Genomic DNA, 16,292 nt, shown 5'->3' with positions numbered 1-16,292 from the left:
CGCGACCCGGTTGCTGTCGGGCAGCCGGGTGTTGGCCGAAATCTGGTAGTGGTGGTCGTCGATCACGTCACCGTTGCCGGGATCGGGATCCGAGACGCAGCAGTTGGATCCCGAGTTGTGGTTGATCAGGCGGGTGTTGTCGATCGAGCGGATCAGGTTCACGATCCGGCCCGCGTCGTACTCGCCCCAGCCCTCGTTGAACGGCACCCACTGCACGATCGACGTGATGCCCTTGAGCTGGTCGATCATCCGGCGCAGCTCGGACTCGTAGTTGGCGTGCGAGTTCGGCACCTCGTCGATCGAGTCGACCGCCGGCATGTCCTGCCACACCATCAGGCCGAGCCGGTCCGCGTGGTAGAACCAGCGCGCCGGTTCGACCTTGATGTGCTTGCGGACCATGTTGAACCCCAGCGCCTTCTGGCGCTCGAGGTCGAAGCGCAACGCCTCGTCGGTCGGCGCGGTGTAGATGCCGTCCGGCCAGTAGCCCTGGTCCAGCGTGCCGCTCTGGAAGACGAACTTCCCGTTCAGCATCGGCCGCATGACGCCGCCGATCATCGCCTTGCCGAGCGAGCGCATGCCGAAGTAGCCCGTCACGACGTCCCCACTGGCCAGCGTCACGCGCAGGTCGTAGAGGAACGGGTCGTCCGGCGACCACAGCCGGGCGTTCGGCACCGGCACCCGCAGCGAGCCACCGGTCGTGCCGGTCTGCCTGCCGACCACCTGCCCGCCGCTGAGCACCTCGGCCGTGACCGACTGGCCGGCGGTGCCCTGCACGACCAGGTCGAGCGCGCCCGCGCCGACGTTCGGCGTGGTGTCGAGACGCGTGATGTTGGCTGCCCGCACCGGTTCCAGCCACACCGTCTGCCAGATGCCGGACGCGGCGGTGTAGAAGATCCCGCTGGGGTTGCGGCGTTGCTTGCCGATCGGATAGCGGCTGCCGTCGACCGTCGAGGTGACGCCGACGATGATCTCGTTCGCGCCGGTCGTGAGTGCCGAGGTGATGTCGAACGAGAACGCGTCGAAGCCGCCGGTGTGCGTGCCGACCTGCCTGCCGTTGACCCAGACGCGCGTTTCCCAGGTCACGGCACCGAAGTTGAGCTTGACGTTGCGACCGTTCCAAGTGGACGGAACGGTGAAGGTGCGGCGGTAGAACATGTTGTCCTCGTGCCGCTTGATCCCCGACAGAGCGGACTCGATCGGGTACGGCACGAGGACGCCTTCAGCCAGCGGGCGGCCGATCGGCGGACTGTTCAGGTTCGGTGCCCCGGCGAACTCCCAGACACCGTTGAGGTTCTGCCACTCGGTGCGCACCAGCTGCGGTCGCGGGTACTCGGGCAGGGCGTTCGTCGGCGACACCTGGGAGGTCCAGGGTGTCGAGAGCGGAGGGACTTTCGGTACCCACTCCGCCGCGTGCGCTGTTGGCGTTATGAACGTTGCTGTGATCAGGATCGAGACCAATACGCCCAGGACGCGTCTGGTCATGGCTCTCCTATCTTCGCAATATTCGCTGCAGGACGACGACGATGAGCAAGAACACGCCGCTGACCACCGACTGGTAGTTGCTGTCGAGCGTGCCGATCTGGTTGATGACGTTCTGGATGACCTTGATCAGGCCCACGCCGATCACGGTGCCGAGGATCGTGCCCATGCCACCGGTCAGCAGGGTTCCGCCGATGACGACGACCGAGATGGCGTCCAGTTCGAGGCCGACGCCGATGACCGTGACGCCCGACTGCAGATAAGCGGCGGTCAGGGCGCCGGCGAGACCCGCCAGCGTGCCGCTCATCGTGTAGACGAGGATCTTGGTCTTCGCGACGGGAACGCCCAGCAGGACCGCCGACTGCTCGGCCCCGCCGGTCGCGAACACGTTCTGGCCGAAGCTCGTGCGGTTGAGGATCATCCCGCCGAGGACGGCGAGCACGGCCGCGATGAAGATCGGATAACCGAAGCCGAGGACGGTGCCGCGGCCCAGTTCGACGAACGCGCTGCCCGCCGGGATCTTGTAGGTGTTGGCGCCCTCGTCGGTGATCGCGAGCAGGAGTCCGCGGGCGAACAGCAGCGACGCCAGCGTGACGATGAACGGCGCCATGTTCGTGCGGGCGATCAGCAGACCGTTGATCAGGCCGATCAACCCGCACACCACCAACGGCAGTGCGAGCGCCGCCAGGAACCCGTACTGCGAGCCCCAGGCCGCGAGCACGCCGCCGAGCGCGTAGAGCGAGCCGACGGACAGGTCGATGCCGCCCGTGATGATCACGAACGTCATGCCGATCGCGATCACCGCGAGGAACGAGCCCTGCAGCGCGAGGTCGCGCAGGTTGTCGAGGCTGCCGAACCGCGGGAAGACCAGCCAGGACACGGCGACCATCAGCACGAGCGCCACGGCGGCGCCCTGGCGTTGCAGGACCTTGGTCCTCGCGGCCGCCTTGGGAACGGAGGGAGTGGTCGTGGTGATCATCGGCGCTCCCGTGCCACGTACACGGCGGCGATGATGATCGCGGCCTGGACCATCTGCGCGATCGAGTCCGGCAGGTTGTGCTTGATCAGGGTGGCCCGGACGAGCTGCATCAGGATCACGCCGAACACGGTGCCGAGCACGCGGACCTTGCCCCCGGTGAGCGGGGTACCGCCGACGACCACCGCGGTGATCGCGGACAGTTCCATCAGCAGGCCCATGTCGGCCGGGTCGCTGGCGGAGAGCCGGGACGTGGCCAGCACACCGGCGATCGCCGCGAGCACGCCGCAGATCGCGTAGACGCCGATCAGCACCCGGTTGACCGGCAGCCCTGCCAGCGTGGCCGCCTTGCGGTTGCCGCCGACCGCGACGAGCTGACGGCCGAACGTCGTGCGGTTCGTCAGGCCGGCGATGACGAGCGCCAGGACTCCCGCGATCAGCACGCTGATCGGGACTCCGAGCACGTCGCCGGTGCCGAGCTCCAGGAACGCCTGGTCGTGCAACTGGACGAGCTGGCCGTCGGCGATGACCAGCGCCAGTCCGCGCCCGCCGACCAGCAGTGCGAGGGTGGCGACGATCGGCTGGATGCCGACCTTGGCGACGAGGAACCCGTTGAACGCTCCCGCGAGCACGCCGACGACGAGCGCCATCACGATCGCGACGAGCGGGCCGGCGCCCAGGTAGAGCGGGATGATCGCGGCGGCCAGCGCCATGACCGCGCCGACGCTCAGGTCGACGCCTTCGGTGCCGATCACCAGTGCCATGCCGAGCGCGACGATCAGCACGGGCGCGGCCTGGACGAGCTGGGTGGTGAAGTTGCCCAGCGTCAGGAAGTTGGACGTGAACAGGGCGTTGAACAGCAGCAGCACGGCAACGGCGACGTAGACACCGTTGTCCTGCAACCAGCGCGTCCTCGCGGCCGCGGTGCTAGTTGCCGTTCTGGTGGCTGACCGCGTGGTCGTCTGAGCCATCCCTCACCTCCGCCGCGATCGCCTTGAGCACGTGCTCACTCGTGAGTTGGTCGCCTTCCAGCTCGCCGACGACCGATCCGTCGCGCAGCACGACGAGACGGTCCGCTCCGTCGAGCAGTTCGTCCAGCTCGGAACTGATCAGCAGCACCGCCAGGCCTTCCCGCGCGAGCTCGTCGATCAGTTCCTGGACCTCCGCCTTGGCGCCGACGTCGATGCCGCGCGTCGGTTCGTCGAGCAGCAGGATCCTGGGTTCGGTGCACAGCCACCTGGCCAGCAGGACCTTCTGCTGGTTGCCGCCGGACAGTTCCGCGACCTTCTGCTCGGGGCTGGACACCTTGATGCGCAGACGTTTGATGAACGTGTCCACGATCCGGTCCTGTTTGGACCGGCTGATCACACCGAACCGGCTGAGCCTCGGCAGCGCGGCCAGCACGATGTTCTCGCGCACGGACAGGTTCGGGATGATGCCCTCGGTCTTGCGGTCCTCGGCGAGCATGCTGATGCCCGCCCTCATCGCCGACTTCACGTTGTGCGACACCGGTTTGCCCGCGACGAGCACGGTGCCGCCGTCGAGCGGAAGCGCGCCGATGATCGCCTTCGCGGTCTCGGTCCGGCCCGATCCGAGCAGACCGGCGAGGCCGACGACCTCGCCGGGCCTGATCGACACGTTGACGCCGTTGATGCGCGGCCTGCTGGTCAGGTCCTGCGCTTCGAGCACCGGCTGGGTGTCGGCGTGGTGCCCCTCGCCGAACGCCGTGGTGCCGTGCTTCTCGATCTCCGTGACCGATCTGCCGAGCATCAGCGACACCAGCTCGATGCGCGGAAGTTCTTTGAGAGGACCACTGTGAACGTTTCGCCCGTCTCTGAGGACCGTGACCGCGTCACAGATCCGGTACAGCTCGTCCATGCGGTGGCTGACGTAGATGATCGAGATGCCCGCCTCGTGGAGTTTCCGCACGACGCCGAGCAGAGTCTCGACCTCGCGCGGCTCCAGCGACGACGTGGGCTCGTCCATGATCACGACGTCCGCGTTCGCCTCGACCGCCCTGGCGAGCGCGACCATCTGCTGCTCGCCGACCGCGAGCGTCCCGAGTGGACTGCTCACGTCCGCCGTGATGCCGTAGCCCCGCAGGAGTTCTGAGGCGTCGGCGTTGCGGCGGGCGCGGTCGATCAGGCCGAACCGGTTGCGCGGCTCGCGGCCCAGGAACAGGTTGGCGGCCACGCTCATCAGCGGAACGAGGTTCACCTCCTGGTAGATCGTGGAGATGTGCCCGTTCCGGGTGATCTGACCGGCATCCGGGGTGTGGATGCCGGTCAGCACCTTGATCAGCGTGGACTTGCCGGCGCCGTTCTCCCCCACCAGCGCGTGGATCTCGCCGCGCTGGAGCGTGAAGTCGACGTCGCCGAGAGCCTGGACGCCGGCGAACGTCTTCGTCACGCCGGCGACCTCGATGACCGGATCAGTAGGCATTGCCGAGCTTCTGCGCCGCGTTCGTCGTGTCGTACTCGTCGTCGGAGATCACGATGTTCTGCGGGATCTCGTCGCCCTTGCCGAACTTCTCCAGCGTGTCGAACGCGAGCGGGCCGAAGCGCGGGTTGGACTCGACCACGGCGGTGTAGCTGCCGTCCGCGATCAGCTGCACGGCGTTGCGCGTGCCGTCGATGGACACGACCTTGACGTCCTTGCCCGGCACCTTGTTCGCGGCCTTGAGCGCGGTGACGGCGCCGACGCCCATCTCGTCGTTCTCGGCGTAGACGGCGGTGATGTCCGGGTTGCTCTGGATGAGCTGCTCCATCACGGCCTGGCCCTTGGACCTGTCGAACTCGCCGGTCTGCTCGGCGACGACGGTGAGGCCGGGCGTGCCGGCGATGCCGTCCTTGAAGCCCTTGGTGCGGTCGACCGTGACGTTGTTGCCCGAGGCGCCGAGCAGGATCGCGACCTTGCCGGTGCCGCCGGTCGCCTTGATCATCTGCTGGGCGGCGCGTTCGCCCTGCTTGACGAAGTCTGAACCGATGAAGGTCAGGTAGTCGGTGCACGGCTGCGAGGTGACCTTGCGGTCGATCGTCACGACCGGCACCTTCTTGGCCTTGGCAGCGTCGAACGCGGGCTGCAGGCCGTCGGAGTTGAGCGGCGCCACGATCAGCAGTTGCGCGCCGCGGTCGATCATCGACTTGATGTCGCTGATCTGCTTGTTCAGGTCGCTCTGCGCGTTCGTGTACAGCAGCTCGGCACCCCGCTTCGCAGCCTCGTCCTTGATCGACTGCGTCTCGGCGGTGCGGAACGGGTTCGCTTCCTTCTCCGACTGGGAGAAGCCGACCTTGGCACCCTTCAGGTCGACCTGCGGGTACCCGGTCTTGCTCCGCGCACAGCCGGGACCAGCGCTTTGGTTCTGCGCGGCGGACGCCGCCGGACCTCCGCTCGTCGCGGTCGTCGGGGTTTCTCTGGCTGTGCACCCCGTGACCAGCAGGGCGGCGACGGCGATGAGCAACATGCGAGACATCGTTGGCTCCTACACGGCGGGCTATGCGTGGACGCGCTCTCAGGCGCTAGATTTGCATCGTTGTTCCAACGTTGTAAAGACCTGAGACCGTCCCGGTATCTTTTTCCCGGAATCTTCTGGAGGAACAGTTGGCCACGCTCAAGGACGTAGCCCGCCTGGCGGGCGTCTCGGTCAAAACGGTGTCGAACGTGGTCAACGGCTACTCGTTCGTCAAAGCGGACAACCGCCGCCGCGTCGAGGAGGCGCTGGAGGCCACCGGCTACCGGCCCAACCTCGGTGCCCGCAACCTGCGCCGCGGCCGCACCGGCTTCATCGCCCTGGTGCTGCCCGAACTCTCGATCCCCTACTTCGCCGAGCTCGCGGGCCTGGTCATCGCCGCCGCCCAGGAACACGAGTGGAACGTGCTCATCGAGCAGACGTTCGGCACCCTGGCCGGCGAACGCTCCGCGCTCGCGTCACTCGGCCCGCACCTGGTCGACGCGGCGATCCTCAGCCCGGAGGCGTTGCAGGTCGACGACTTCCAGCTGTCCGTCCCCGCCGTCCTGCTGGGTGAGCACGCCGTCGACGTCCCGATCTCCCGCGTGGGCATCGACAACGTAGCGGCAGCCCAGGCCGCCGTCCGCCACCTGATCTCGTTGGGGCACCAACGAATCGCCGCGATCGGCGCCCACCCCCACCGAGGCACCGCTGCCCTGCGTCTGGAGGGCTACCGCGCGGCGCTGGCCGAGGCCTCGCTGCCGTTCGTCGACGAGCTGGTCGTGCCGGCGCTGAACTACCACCGCGCGGACGGCGCCGCCGCGATGAAGTCGCTGCTGGACCTGCGCAACCCGCCGGACGCCGTGTTCTGCTTCAACGACCTGCTGGCCATCGGCGCCATGCGAGCGGCAGCCGAACGTTTCGTGCGCGTGCCCCAGGACCTCGCCGTCGTGGGCTTCGACAACAACGAGGAGAGCGTCTACAGCTCCCCGTCCCTGACCTCCGTCGCCCCGGACAAGGGCGCCATCGCCCGCGCCGCCGTAGACCTGCTGCACCGCCGCGCCGAATCCCGCGACTCGGCGCTGGAGGACGTCGAGACCCCGTTCTCGTTGCAGGTGAGGGAAAGCACCGTGGCCCGATGACGGTGACGTTCGGCCCGGACCACATCGTCTTCGCGGACTACGAGTTCCCGTGGGCCAGCGTGCACCCCCACGGCGTCCTGCCGGCGTCCGCCGTCCGGGACGCTTCCACGCAGGTCGGTCCGCCGGAGATCCGCACCACGTCCGGCGAGACCCTGTTCTTGTCCTGGGATGATTCGGCCGGGTTGGCCGAGTTCTGCCAGCGCCACGGGATTTCCGTCGCGGGGCGCCTCGACGTGTGGGGCAACCTGTTCGAGCCGTTCCTCGACACTTCGTTCAGCGCTGAGCATGCCGCAGCCACCGATGCGCGGCTGCACGCCGTGGGGCTCTCCCAGGCTTCGATCGATTCGATTCGTGCGCGGCTCACGCCGTTGATGCGTGCCTACAACTTCGACAGCATGTTGTGGGATTGGACCCACCTCGGGCTGTACGACCTGCTTCGGGCGTTGAACGGGACTCTGGTTCATCCTTCGCTGCCCGCGACCTTGGGTGATCCGGTCGAGGTGTACCGGTGGGCGATGGAGATCGCGGACTACGGGCGGGCGAAGGCGTCGTAGGTTCGCTGGTCGAACAGGACGAACCTGATCAGCGGTACTGGGGAGTTTTGCGTGGCCTCGTGGGCGATTCTTGCGGCGTCTTCTGGCGGCCAGCGGTAGATGCCGGTGGAGATGGCTGGGAACGCGATCGTTTGCGCTTTGAGTTCGGCCGCTGCCTGGAGTGCGTTGCGGTGGCAGTCGGCCAGTAGGTGGGAACGGTCTTCGGTGGCCGACCAGACCGGGCCGACGGTGTGCACCACCCACTGCGCTTTGAGGCGGCCCGCGGTGGTCGCGACGGCCTGGCCGGTCTTGAGGCCGCCGCCGTAGTGGCCGGCGCGCAGCTTGCGGCAGTCGGCGAGGATGTCCGGGCCGCCCTTGCGGTGGATCGCGCCGTCCACTCCCCCGCCGCCCAGCAGGGAGGAGTTGGCGGCGTTCACGATCACGTCGACTTCCTGCTCGGTGATGTCGCCGAGGACGTACTCGATGGTGGCCACGTCCCCGATTGGATCACGGTGCTCGATGCACTGCCATCGCATTCGGGCACGTGCCGGGTTCATGATCGCGAGCCTGACGAGAGGCCCCGCCCACCCAGGGGGCAGGCCACCGACCTCCACTGAACATAGCGCCGTATCGGCGTTGTCAAGGTGCTGCTCGGCGATCTGTGGACAACTCGGGGGTTGTCGTGCGGCGAGACCGAGTTGTCCACAGATCCGCTCAGGAGGGGCTTGACAGGCGTGCGCGCGGATAAAGTCGTTGCTGGGTGGTGTGGTGGTCAGCCCCCTGGGTGGGCGGGGCCTCTCGCAGCGATCACGGCGATGGATGCGCTGCCATCGCATCAGGGCTTGGCGCCGGCCTCGCGATCGCAAGGCCGGCGCCAAGCCCCGCGATCAAGACAACGGGCAGGTGGCCACGTCGGCCGGCCTCGGCAGAGTCGCCGACCGAGGCGGCTCCACCCCGTCCAACCACCGCTCCAACGCCACGAACGCCGCCCGATGGCAAGGCGCAAGGGGCCGCAACCGATCCGGATACGCATCCACCAGCCCATCCACGTGCGTGCCCTGCTCCACCCGGTAGTACCGGTGCAATCGATCCGGCGTCATCCCCGCATACACGTCCGAATCCTGACTGATCGGCAGCAACACGTCGTAAGTCCCGTGCACCGTCAGCAACGGCCGCTTCACCTTGCCGGTCAACGCGACCCGGGAAACCGCAGGACCAGCAATGCGACGTCGAGAAGCGTAGGAGTAGTCAGCGTCGCAAGCAGCACTCCCAGGAGCGCAGAACGGCACGCCGGCCTCCAACCCACCGTCGAACCCGGGATCGAACTCCTCGCGGTAGATGCGCTGGGTGAGGTCCCAGTAGTAGCGGTAGTGGTAGTCCCACAGGAATTCCGTGCCGGCCGGAAAGCCCGCCGCGACCATCGCCTCGTGCGCGCCGGGTTCGCCTGCCAGGTAGGCCGGGTAGGCGCGGAGGACTGGTGGCAGGAACGTGAGCGGGTTCGGGCCCGCGACTGTCCACAGTGTTCCCTCCCAGTCCACGCCGCCGTCGTAGAGGTGCGGGCGGTTCTCCAGTTGCCAGCGGACCAGGTAGCCGCCGTTGGAGATGCCGGTGGCGATCGTCCTGCGTGGGGCTCGGCCGTAGCGTTGGGAGACAACGGACTTCGCGGCGATGGTGAGCTGGGTGAAGCGGTGGTTCCACTCCTCCATCGCTCGGCCGTCGCGGTAGAACTGGGCGCCGGTGTTGCCCTTGTCCGTGGCGGCGAAGGCGTAGCCGCGGGAGAGGACCCAGTCGGAGATGGCTCGGTCGTTGGCGTACTGCTCGCGTACGCCGGGGGCGCCGGTCACGACCAGGCCGCCGTTCCAGCGGTCGGGCAGTCTGACCACGAACTGGGAGTCGTGCCAGCCGTGGTTGGTGTTCGTGCGGGAGGTGTCCGGGAAGTAGCCGTCGATCTGGGTTCCCGGCACGGCGGCGGGGACGGGCAGGGCGGCGCTGGTGAGGCCCGCCCAGTCTGCCGGGTCGGTGTGGCCGGTGGCGACCAGGCCCGTTGTGGTGAGGTCGGCCAGGTGGGTCAGTTGCTGATGTTCGGCGCCGGGGACCGTCATCGCGGACGTCGGCGGGGTGAGCGCGAGTACGAGTACCAGCGGGAGCAACATAGCTGGTCAAGCTAGTTGTGGTGGCTCCTCGGCGACATGGTTGCCTCCCACACAAGGCCCGCTTTGAAGGTGGTGAAGCCGAACAGGTCCAGCACTCGGCGCACCTGGGGCTGGGTGTGGCGCAGGTCGAACGACTTGCCGCTGTGGTGGGCGGCGCACAGCAGGAGCAGGAGGGTGCGCAGGCCGCTCGCGGACAGGAACGTCACCTCCGCCATGTCCACCGACACGCGGTCTGTGGTGGTGTCGGTGACACCGGGCAACACGGCGGCGAAGAGCAGGTCGCAGGTCGTCATGTCCATCTCGCCACGGCAGGTGGCCGTGAAGCGGGTGCCGGAGCGTTGGGTCCGCACGGCGAACGGGCTGGTCTCACAGGCGGTCATCTGGTCTCACCTCGCAGACGGGCCATCACTTCACCGCACTGCGAGGCCCGAACGATAGCAGCGGAAACGAAGCCACCGACGGGAAAACGAAGTCCTCAACGCGATCGCAAGGTCCAGGACGGCGAGACGCCGTGGACGAGGCGGTAGTGCGCGGCGAAGACACTCGGACGGGCGAAACCCCACCGAGCCGCGATCTCCGTGACGGAACCGTTGCCCGCCTTCAGGTCCTCATGAGCGCACGAGAGGCGTACACCCCGGAGGTAAGCCATCGGTGTCGTGCCCAGGTAACGGCGGAAGGCGAGTTGCAACGCCCGGCTGGACACGCGCGCCGCACGCGCTATGTCGGCCGCGGAGATGTCCGTCGCGGCGTGGTCCTCGATGAACGCGACCGCACGGCGCAGGCTTCTCGGGTGAGCGTCACGCCGGTCGGCAGAGGTCGGCGGGGCTTGGGTGGTGTTCGGGAACGTGGCGAGGGTGGTGGTCACCAGCAGGCGGATCGCGTTCGCCGTGACCAGCGGGTTGTCCTCGAAATGCGGTAGCACCACGTCACGCAGCTGCACGCAGGTGGACCACCACACTGCCGCTGCCTGAGGTGAGGCCGGTCCGAAACCGGCGAACCGCACGCCGTCGACCACCTGGTCGATCACCGACTGCGGCAGCGTCACCGTCGACAACCTCGGGTCGGCGATCGCCCCGACGAACGAACTTTCGGGCGGTGCGCTCAGGAACACCTCGCCGGGCAGCCAGAAGCGGTCCTCGCCGCCCGAACTGTAGTAGACGACCCCGGCACCGTTGTGCCCGAAGACGTAGTTGCGCATCGGGTCGACGCTGACCTCGAGCGAGATGTGCCCGCACAACTCGTCGAACCGGACGTCCCCGTGTATCCGCGACGACAGCCGCATGTGAGGGTTCTCGCTGCCGGCGTTGAGACGCATCTGGCCGTAAGCCGCGTTCAACACCTCGTGCGCCGCGTCCAAGTCCGCCACCTCGACGACCTGTTCCACGTGCTGCACGATCCTCGTCCGTCTGGCCGGTGTCCATCGCCAATACGGTTGCTTCCGCTCGCCCGATGAGCGAGCGGAAGCAACACGCAGGACCTAGGCGCGGACGAGCGAGGCCAGGGCGGTCTGCCCCTGCGGGTTCGGGTGGAACACGGCCTCCGGCCCCTCCTGACCCGGTGCCAGCGCGTCGAACCCGCGCAGGAACGGGGTGCCCGACTCGCACAGCGCGTGGCCGTCGAACGTGCCGGGGCGGGAGAACGGGCTCGCGAACGTGGCGTTGACGCCCTGGCGGGCAGCCCTGGTCACGGCGGAGCGCAGAGTGGCGTCGATGCCGTCGGCGACCTGGTTGCCCTGGGCGCGTTCCTCGGTGGTGAGGATTCCCTCGCCGCAGATCGGGTCGAGCGTGGCGCCTTCCGGGTTGTCCGAAGTGGACACCTGACGGCCGTAGCCCACGACGACGACTCGCGCGTGCGGGCTGCGCTTGTCGATCTCGGTGAGCAGGGCGGTGACGTTGAGCCCCATCTGCGGCAGCCTCGCGAGGATCGCCTCGGTCGGCACGCCCGTGCAGTCGGCCTGGATGCAGATGCCGCCGTACGTCGCGTAGTCGATGTCGTTGGTGCCTACGGTGAGCAGCACCAGGTTCGTGTCGCGCTTCAGGGCGTCCAGCTGGGCCGGGCGGTCCTTGAAGGGACGGGAGAAGTCCGCGGTGGCGGCGCCGCTGCAGCTCACGTTCGCGAACGAGCCGAGCCTGCCCGCCGCACGCAGCCGTGCCGCCACCTGCTCACCGTAGGAGTTGTTGCTGCGCCAGCAGTTCCCGGTCGTTCCGTCTTGGTAGGAGCCTGCTCCCGTGCCCGACGCGTACGAGTCGCCGAGCACCACGAGTGACGTGGAATAGCTCGCGCCGGCCGTGGGAGCGATCCCCAGGGCGGCCAGAACCGCTGTGAGGACAACGATAGTTCTTTTCACTGAACCCCCGATGTTGATGTCATGCCGTCGCCATAGTGCCCGAAACACGAAGTCGTGCGCCGCCAAACGAGATGCGGCGGCCCCTCCACGTGCGCTCATCAGCGAGGACTTCTTTCCGAACTCCCATGACAAACGTCCCGGGTGGATGTCACGATCCGCCGGACTGTTCTTCTCTAGGGGGATCGTTGAGAACATCTGACAGACCCTGGCGTGGTGCCGGGGCACTCGTTGCCGCGCTCGTCGCGGGTCTCGTGGTGGCCGTGCCCGGCACCGCGCACGCCGCCCAGCAACCGAACTGGGCCATGTCCAACCCGGCCAAGTGGGTCACGACCGACTCCAAGCAGCCGCATCAGGAGATCACGACGGGCGACGCGAAGGTCGGCGCCTGGCGGGACGCCAAGCACCACATCGGCAAGTCCTACTTCACCTTCGACATCACGCGGTTCAAGGGCACGCAGCTGTTCACGGCGAACCTGCGCACGCCGGAGAAGGCCGCGAACGACTGCGCCAAGCCGCGTGCCACGCAGCTGTGGGTCGTGCAGCCGCCGAAGAAGATCACGTGGGCGCACCAGCCTTGGGAGAGCTCGAAGATCGAGCCGAACCCGAACCAGGACTGCGTGTCGCCCGCGGTCGTCTGGAACGTCGCCGAGCCCATCAGGAAGGCGCTGGAGAAGGGCCGGACGGAGATCACGTTCGTGCTCCGGATCGCCGAGCAGTTCCAGGGCAAGGTCGAGTACGGCCGCACCTACGACCCGGCCGCGGTGCTGAGCACGACGTTCAACACGCCGCCGGGGACGCCGACCGACCTGAAGATCGACGCCCGCGCGTGCGACGGCACCACGCGCTTCATCCCGAGCCTCACGCCGCGCGTCAGGGCGACCCTGCACGACGCCGACCCCGATCCCAGCGGTGGCGTCACCGGGCGGATGGCGTTCTGGCCGGTGGACGCACCGGAGCAGCGGGTAGAGGTCGCGGCACCCTTCCCCGGCGGCGGCGTGGTCGACACCCAGTTCCCCGAGGGCATGGTCAAGGACGGCGGCACCTACGCGTTCGCCGTGCGCACGGAGGACGGGTTCGCGAACTCCGAGTGGTCCACGCCGTGCCAGTTCACCGCAGATGTGACGGCTCCGAGCGCTCCGAAGATCTCCTCCACGACCTACCAGGAGAACGGTGCGCCTCCCGGTGACGGCGGGCAGGGTCTCCCGGGCCAGTTCACCTTCGACGCCAACGGCGCGCAGGACGTCGTCGCGTTCACCTACGACGGCATCGGCGTCCCCTACGGCCGGGTGGAGGCGGACGCTCCCGGCGGCAAGGCGACGATCACGATCACACCGGACAAGGACGGCCCGCTGTACGTCCAGGTCCAGAGCATCGACCGCGCCGGACTCCGTTCGGACAGCACGACCTACCGCTTCTGGGTCCGCACCACCGCGCCCTGGGTGCAGAGGCCGTTGCTGGAGCTCGGCAAGCCCGGCCAGTTCGTGCTCAACGCCACCCAGGACGGCGCCACGCGGTTCGTCTACCAGATCGACGGCGGCGCGGAGCAGACCGTGCCGGTCGGTGAGGACCGCAAGGGCCGCTTCACCCTCACCTACACCGAGCCCGGTGCCGAGTGGCACGACCTGAAGGTATGGACGGTCACCGCCGCCGGCGCCCGGTCGGGCGTCACGACCAGCTCGTTCACGGTCGACCAGGTGCGACCGGAGGTCGACACCAGCCCGTGGTCCGGCCTCGTCGGCGAGAAGCGCACGATCACCGTGTCGCCGGCCCGGGACGGTGTTGTGTCCTATGTGTACAGGATCGGCGACGACCCGGAGCAGCAGCTGCCCGCGGCACCGGACGGGACGCTGACGTTCGAGTACACGCCGACGGTCAAGGGCACCTTCGACGTGCTGGTGGCGAGCGTCAACGCGGCCGGAGTCCGCTCCGGCTGGGGTGAGAGCGCGATCGACGCCGAAGCGCCGGCGCCGGTGGTGACGAGCACCGACTACAGGTACGAGCCGGGCGGTGCTCCTGGCCAGAGCGGCACGTTCACGTTCTCGTCGCCACGGCTCCCCGTCGTGTCGTACAAGTACAGGTTCGGCGACGAGCCGTGGCAGACCACCACGGGCACGCAGGTCCAGTGGGCGCCCAAGAAGCCGGGCTACCACTACCTGCACGTGCGCGGCGTCACGGACACCGGTGTGGAGAGCGACGACCAGTCGTACGTGTTCCAGGTGAAGCCGGCGCTTCCCACCCTGACGAGCCCGCAGTTCCCGGATGGTGGCCCGGTGACGGCACGGCCGAACGTGCCGATCGAGTACGTCGTGACGCCGGCGTTGCCCGGGTCGCACGAAGTCCTGTGGTACATCGCCTTCAACACGCCGCAGGTGGTTCCGGTGGGTGCCGACGGCAAGGCGCGGTTCACCGTCACCATGCCGTCCAGCGGGACGTTCTACCTGACCGTGTCGAGCAGAACGCCCGAGGGCGTCGTGTCCGGCAACCTCGAGCGGTCGTACTCCGTTCCACAGCAGTGAGTTCGCGGTGGCCCGCGGGTGAACGCCCGCGGGCCACCGGCCTCAGACCGAGGCGCGCACGCCCGCGATCTCCTCCAGCAACGACGTCTTGCGGTCGTTGGGCAGGAACGAGGCCAGCACGGCGTTCTCCGCCAGCGTCGCCACCTGCGCGGGCGTCAGACCGAGCGCGGTGGCCACCGCCAGGTACTCGCCTTCGAGCGTGGCGCCGAAGAACGGCGGGTCGTCGGTGTTCAGCGTGACCACCACGCCCGCGTCGAGCATCTGCCGCACGGGATGCGCCTCGATCGACGCGACCTGTCGCGTGCGGACGTTGGACGTCGGGCACACCTCCAGCGGGATTCCCTTCAGCACCAGGTGTTCCACCAGCGCCGGGTCCTCGACGCAGCTCGTGCCGTGGCCGATCCGCTCGGCCCGCAGGTCCCGCAGCGCGGACCAGACGGTCTCCGGGCCGGTGGTCTCCCCCGCGTGCGGCACGCTGTGCAGGCCCGCATCCCTTGCCTTGTCGAAGAAGCGCGCGAACTGGGCGCGCCCGACGCCCGCCTCGGGCCCGGCCAGCCCGAAGGACACCAGGCCGTCCGGGCGTTCGGACAGCGCGAACGCCAGCGTCTCCCGTCCGGCCACCAGACCCTTCTCCCCCGGGATGTCGAAGCACCAGGCCAGGTCGACGCCCAGCGCCGCCGCCTCCGCGCGACCGGACTCGAGGCCCGCGAGGAGTTCGTCGCCGGCCATGCCGTCCGTGACGTGGTTGTACGGCGTGACGGTGACCTCGGCGTACCGGACGTTCTGCCGGGCCAGTTCCCGTGCCAGGCCGACGACGAGGGTGTGGATGTCGGCGCGGCCCTTCAGCATCGACTGGACCGCCCAGTACACCTTCAGGAAGTGGTCGAAGTCCCGGAACGTGTAGAAGCGCTCCAGTTCGGCGCGGTCGGTCGGCACGCCGGCCTCCGGGTGGCGCCGGGCGAGTTCCAGGACGGTGTCGAGGCCGGCCGATCCGACGAGGTGGACGTGCAACTCGACCTTGGGCAGGGCGTGGATGAACGTACGCATGGCAAAGCTCCCTGTGCGGTACGACGGTGAGAGGTGTGGCGGAGGAGCGAGGCGACTCAGGGAGCGAGGTCGCCACGTTCGGTGTCAGCGCCGTAGAGCGGCAGCTTGAAGTCCGGCACGAACTTCAACGTAGCAGCTACTGTGGAGATCGTGACAGGTGAGGACGTGCTCGGCGTTCTGGCAGCGCTCGACGGCTTCGACGTCTGCGTCGGCGGCGGCTGGGGCATCGACGCGCTGGTGGGCAGGCAGACACGTCCGCACGGCGATCTCGACCTCATGCACCGCGAGGAGCAGGAACCGCAAGTCCTCCAAGCCCTGGTGGCGCGCGGGTTCACGGAAACGCTGTCGTGGCGGCCCGTGCGATTCGTGCTCACAGACCAGAACGGCCGCGAGATCGACCTGCACCCGTTGCGCTACAAGGAGGACGGCAGCGCCGAGCAGTCCTCGCTGACGCCCGGCGAACCGTTCCTCTACCCGGCGGAGTGCTTCGTCACCGGCACGATCCGCGGAACGACCGTGCCGTGCCTGTCGGCTGAGCAGCAGCTGTTCTTCCACCAGGGCTACGAGCCGCGCGAACGGGACCTGCACGATCTGGCTCTGCTGCGCTCCTTGGAGCGATAAAACCAGTTGGCGGCGTGGCTAGCGTGGGAC

At 68.3% G+C, this 16,292-nt stretch carries 15 protein-coding genes; 4 read left to right on the top strand and 11 right to left on the bottom strand.

Features of this window, described 5'->3' with window-relative positions; all coding sequences use genetic code 11:
* From ACH413_RS19635 to ACH413_RS19615, 5 genes are all read right to left on the bottom strand, one after another.
* Window positions 1-1,356 (bottom strand): glycoside hydrolase family 2 protein (locus ACH413_RS19635; RefSeq protein ID WP_396425022.1); only part of this gene is annotated, 1,356 nt, incomplete at its 3' end.
* A gap of 133 nt (window positions 1,357-1,489) precedes the next feature.
* On the bottom strand, window positions 1,490-2,458 hold the full coding sequence (locus tag ACH413_RS19630) for an ABC transporter permease (RefSeq protein WP_360034055.1): 969 nt from the start codon (window positions 2,456-2,458) through the stop codon (window positions 1,490-1,492).
* A complete protein-coding gene (locus ACH413_RS19625) occupies window positions 2,455-3,426 on the bottom strand; it encodes an ABC transporter permease (RefSeq protein WP_360034058.1) in 972 nt (323 codons plus the stop codon). Before ACH413_RS19625 ends, ACH413_RS19630 begins: the two co-directional genes overlap by 4 nt.
* A complete protein-coding gene (locus ACH413_RS19620) occupies window positions 3,383-4,897 on the bottom strand; it encodes a sugar ABC transporter ATP-binding protein (protein ID WP_360034061.1) in 1,515 nt (504 codons plus the stop codon). The genes ACH413_RS19625 and ACH413_RS19620 overlap by 44 nt, the downstream gene beginning before the upstream one ends.
* Window positions 4,887-5,927, bottom strand: coding sequence for an ABC transporter substrate-binding protein (locus ACH413_RS19615; protein WP_360034064.1), 1,041 nt, complete (start codon window positions 5,925-5,927; stop codon window positions 4,887-4,889). The genes ACH413_RS19620 and ACH413_RS19615 overlap by 11 nt, the downstream gene beginning before the upstream one ends.
* A gap of 128 nt (window positions 5,928-6,055) precedes the next feature.
* Here ACH413_RS19615 and ACH413_RS19610 point away from each other — a divergent pair, with 128 nt between their 5' ends.
* Both ACH413_RS19610 and ACH413_RS19605 read left to right on the top strand, forming a co-directional pair.
* A complete protein-coding gene (locus tag ACH413_RS19610; protein ID WP_360034067.1) occupies window positions 6,056-7,045 on the top strand; it encodes a LacI family DNA-binding transcriptional regulator in 990 nt (329 codons plus the stop codon).
* Window positions 7,042-7,599 carry a hypothetical protein gene (locus tag ACH413_RS19605; RefSeq protein WP_360034070.1) on the top strand — a complete coding sequence of 186 codons (558 nt, stop codon included), beginning with the start codon at window positions 7,042-7,044 and terminating at the stop codon, window positions 7,597-7,599. The genes ACH413_RS19610 and ACH413_RS19605 overlap by 4 nt, the downstream gene beginning before the upstream one ends.
* On the opposite strand, the gene ACH413_RS19600 is transcribed toward ACH413_RS19605, so the two are convergent.
* The 5 genes from ACH413_RS19600 to ACH413_RS19580 all read right to left on the bottom strand — a co-directional run bounded on the left by ACH413_RS19600 (window position 7,575) and on the right by ACH413_RS19580 (window position 12,078).
* Window positions 7,575-8,114, bottom strand: coding sequence for an O-acetyl-ADP-ribose deacetylase (locus tag ACH413_RS19600; RefSeq protein WP_360035117.1), 540 nt, complete (start codon window positions 8,112-8,114; stop codon window positions 7,575-7,577). The two genes, ACH413_RS19605 and ACH413_RS19600, sit on opposite strands and share 25 nt — an antisense overlap.
* Window positions 8,115-8,465: 351 nt before the next feature.
* Window positions 8,466-9,731 (bottom strand): tannase/feruloyl esterase family alpha/beta hydrolase, encoded by a 1,266-nt coding sequence (locus tag ACH413_RS19595; protein WP_360034073.1) that lies wholly within the window; start codon window positions 9,729-9,731, stop codon window positions 8,466-8,468.
* An 11-nt stretch (window positions 9,732-9,742) separates the two neighbouring features.
* On the bottom strand, window positions 9,743-10,111 hold the full coding sequence (locus tag ACH413_RS19590; RefSeq protein WP_360034076.1) for an STAS domain-containing protein: 369 nt from the start codon (window positions 10,109-10,111) through the stop codon (window positions 9,743-9,745).
* Between the two features lie 95 nt (window positions 10,112-10,206).
* Window positions 10,207-11,124 carry an AraC family transcriptional regulator gene (locus ACH413_RS19585; RefSeq protein WP_360034079.1) on the bottom strand — a complete coding sequence of 306 codons (918 nt, stop codon included), beginning with the start codon at window positions 11,122-11,124 and terminating at the stop codon, window positions 10,207-10,209.
* An 84-nt stretch (window positions 11,125-11,208) separates the two neighbouring features.
* Window positions 11,209-12,078: an SGNH/GDSL hydrolase family protein gene (locus ACH413_RS19580; protein ID WP_360034082.1), complete on the bottom strand. Its 870-nt coding sequence runs from the start codon at window positions 12,076-12,078 to the stop codon at window positions 11,209-11,211.
* Between the two features lie 185 nt (window positions 12,079-12,263).
* Here ACH413_RS19580 and ACH413_RS19575 point away from each other — a divergent pair, with 185 nt between their 5' ends.
* Window positions 12,264-14,594, top strand: coding sequence for a hypothetical protein (locus tag ACH413_RS19575; RefSeq protein WP_360034085.1), 2,331 nt, complete (start codon window positions 12,264-12,266; stop codon window positions 14,592-14,594).
* A gap of 42 nt (window positions 14,595-14,636) precedes the next feature.
* Here the strand turns inward: ACH413_RS19575 and add are convergent, their stop codons facing one another.
* A complete protein-coding gene (add, locus tag ACH413_RS19570) occupies window positions 14,637-15,641 on the bottom strand; it encodes an adenosine deaminase (RefSeq protein WP_360034088.1) in 1,005 nt (334 codons plus the stop codon).
* Window positions 15,642-15,791: 150 nt separating this feature from the next.
* On the opposite strand from add, the gene ACH413_RS19565 reads away from it, so the two are divergent.
* Window positions 15,792-16,262: a nucleotidyltransferase domain-containing protein gene (locus ACH413_RS19565; protein WP_360034091.1), complete on the top strand. Its 471-nt coding sequence runs from the start codon at window positions 15,792-15,794 to the stop codon at window positions 16,260-16,262.
* The last annotated feature ends 30 nt before the right edge of the window (window positions 16,263-16,292 follow it).

It is taken from the genome of Lentzea sp. NPDC020367 (genome assembly GCF_044387305.1).
In the GTDB taxonomy this organism is placed as follows: Bacteria; Actinomycetota; Actinomycetes; order Mycobacteriales; family Pseudonocardiaceae; genus Lentzea.
This window is presented reverse-complemented; position numbering and strand designations above follow the sequence as displayed.

What these genes read in the sequence shown, in the direction of transcription:
- ACH413_RS19605 (WP_360034070.1), top strand. Translation starts at nt 7,042, where the DNA reads ATGACGGTGACGTTCGGCCCGGACCACATCGTCTTCGCGGACTACGAG.
- ACH413_RS19600 (WP_360035117.1), bottom strand. Translation starts at nt 8,114, where the DNA reads ATGCGATGGCAGTGCATCGAGCACCGTGATCCAATCGGGGACGTGGCC.
- ACH413_RS19630 (WP_360034055.1), bottom strand. Translation starts at nt 2,458, where the DNA reads ATGATCACCACGACCACTCCCTCCGTTCCCAAGGCGGCCGCGAGGACC.
- ACH413_RS19590 (WP_360034076.1), bottom strand. Translation starts at nt 10,111, where the DNA reads ATGACCGCCTGTGAGACCAGCCCGTTCGCCGTGCGGACCCAACGCTCC.
- add (WP_360034088.1), bottom strand. Translation starts at nt 15,641, where the DNA reads ATGCGTACGTTCATCCACGCCCTGCCCAAGGTCGAGTTGCACGTCCAC.
- ACH413_RS19625 (WP_360034058.1), bottom strand. Translation starts at nt 3,426, where the DNA reads ATGGCTCAGACGACCACGCGGTCAGCCACCAGAACGGCAACTAGCACC.
- ACH413_RS19615 (WP_360034064.1), bottom strand. Translation starts at nt 5,927, where the DNA reads ATGTCTCGCATGTTGCTCATCGCCGTCGCCGCCCTGCTGGTCACGGGG.
- ACH413_RS19595 (WP_360034073.1), bottom strand. Translation starts at nt 9,731, where the DNA reads ATGTTGCTCCCGCTGGTACTCGTACTCGCGCTCACCCCGCCGACGTCC.
- ACH413_RS19620 (WP_360034061.1), bottom strand. Translation starts at nt 4,897, where the DNA reads ATGCCTACTGATCCGGTCATCGAGGTCGCCGGCGTGACGAAGACGTTC.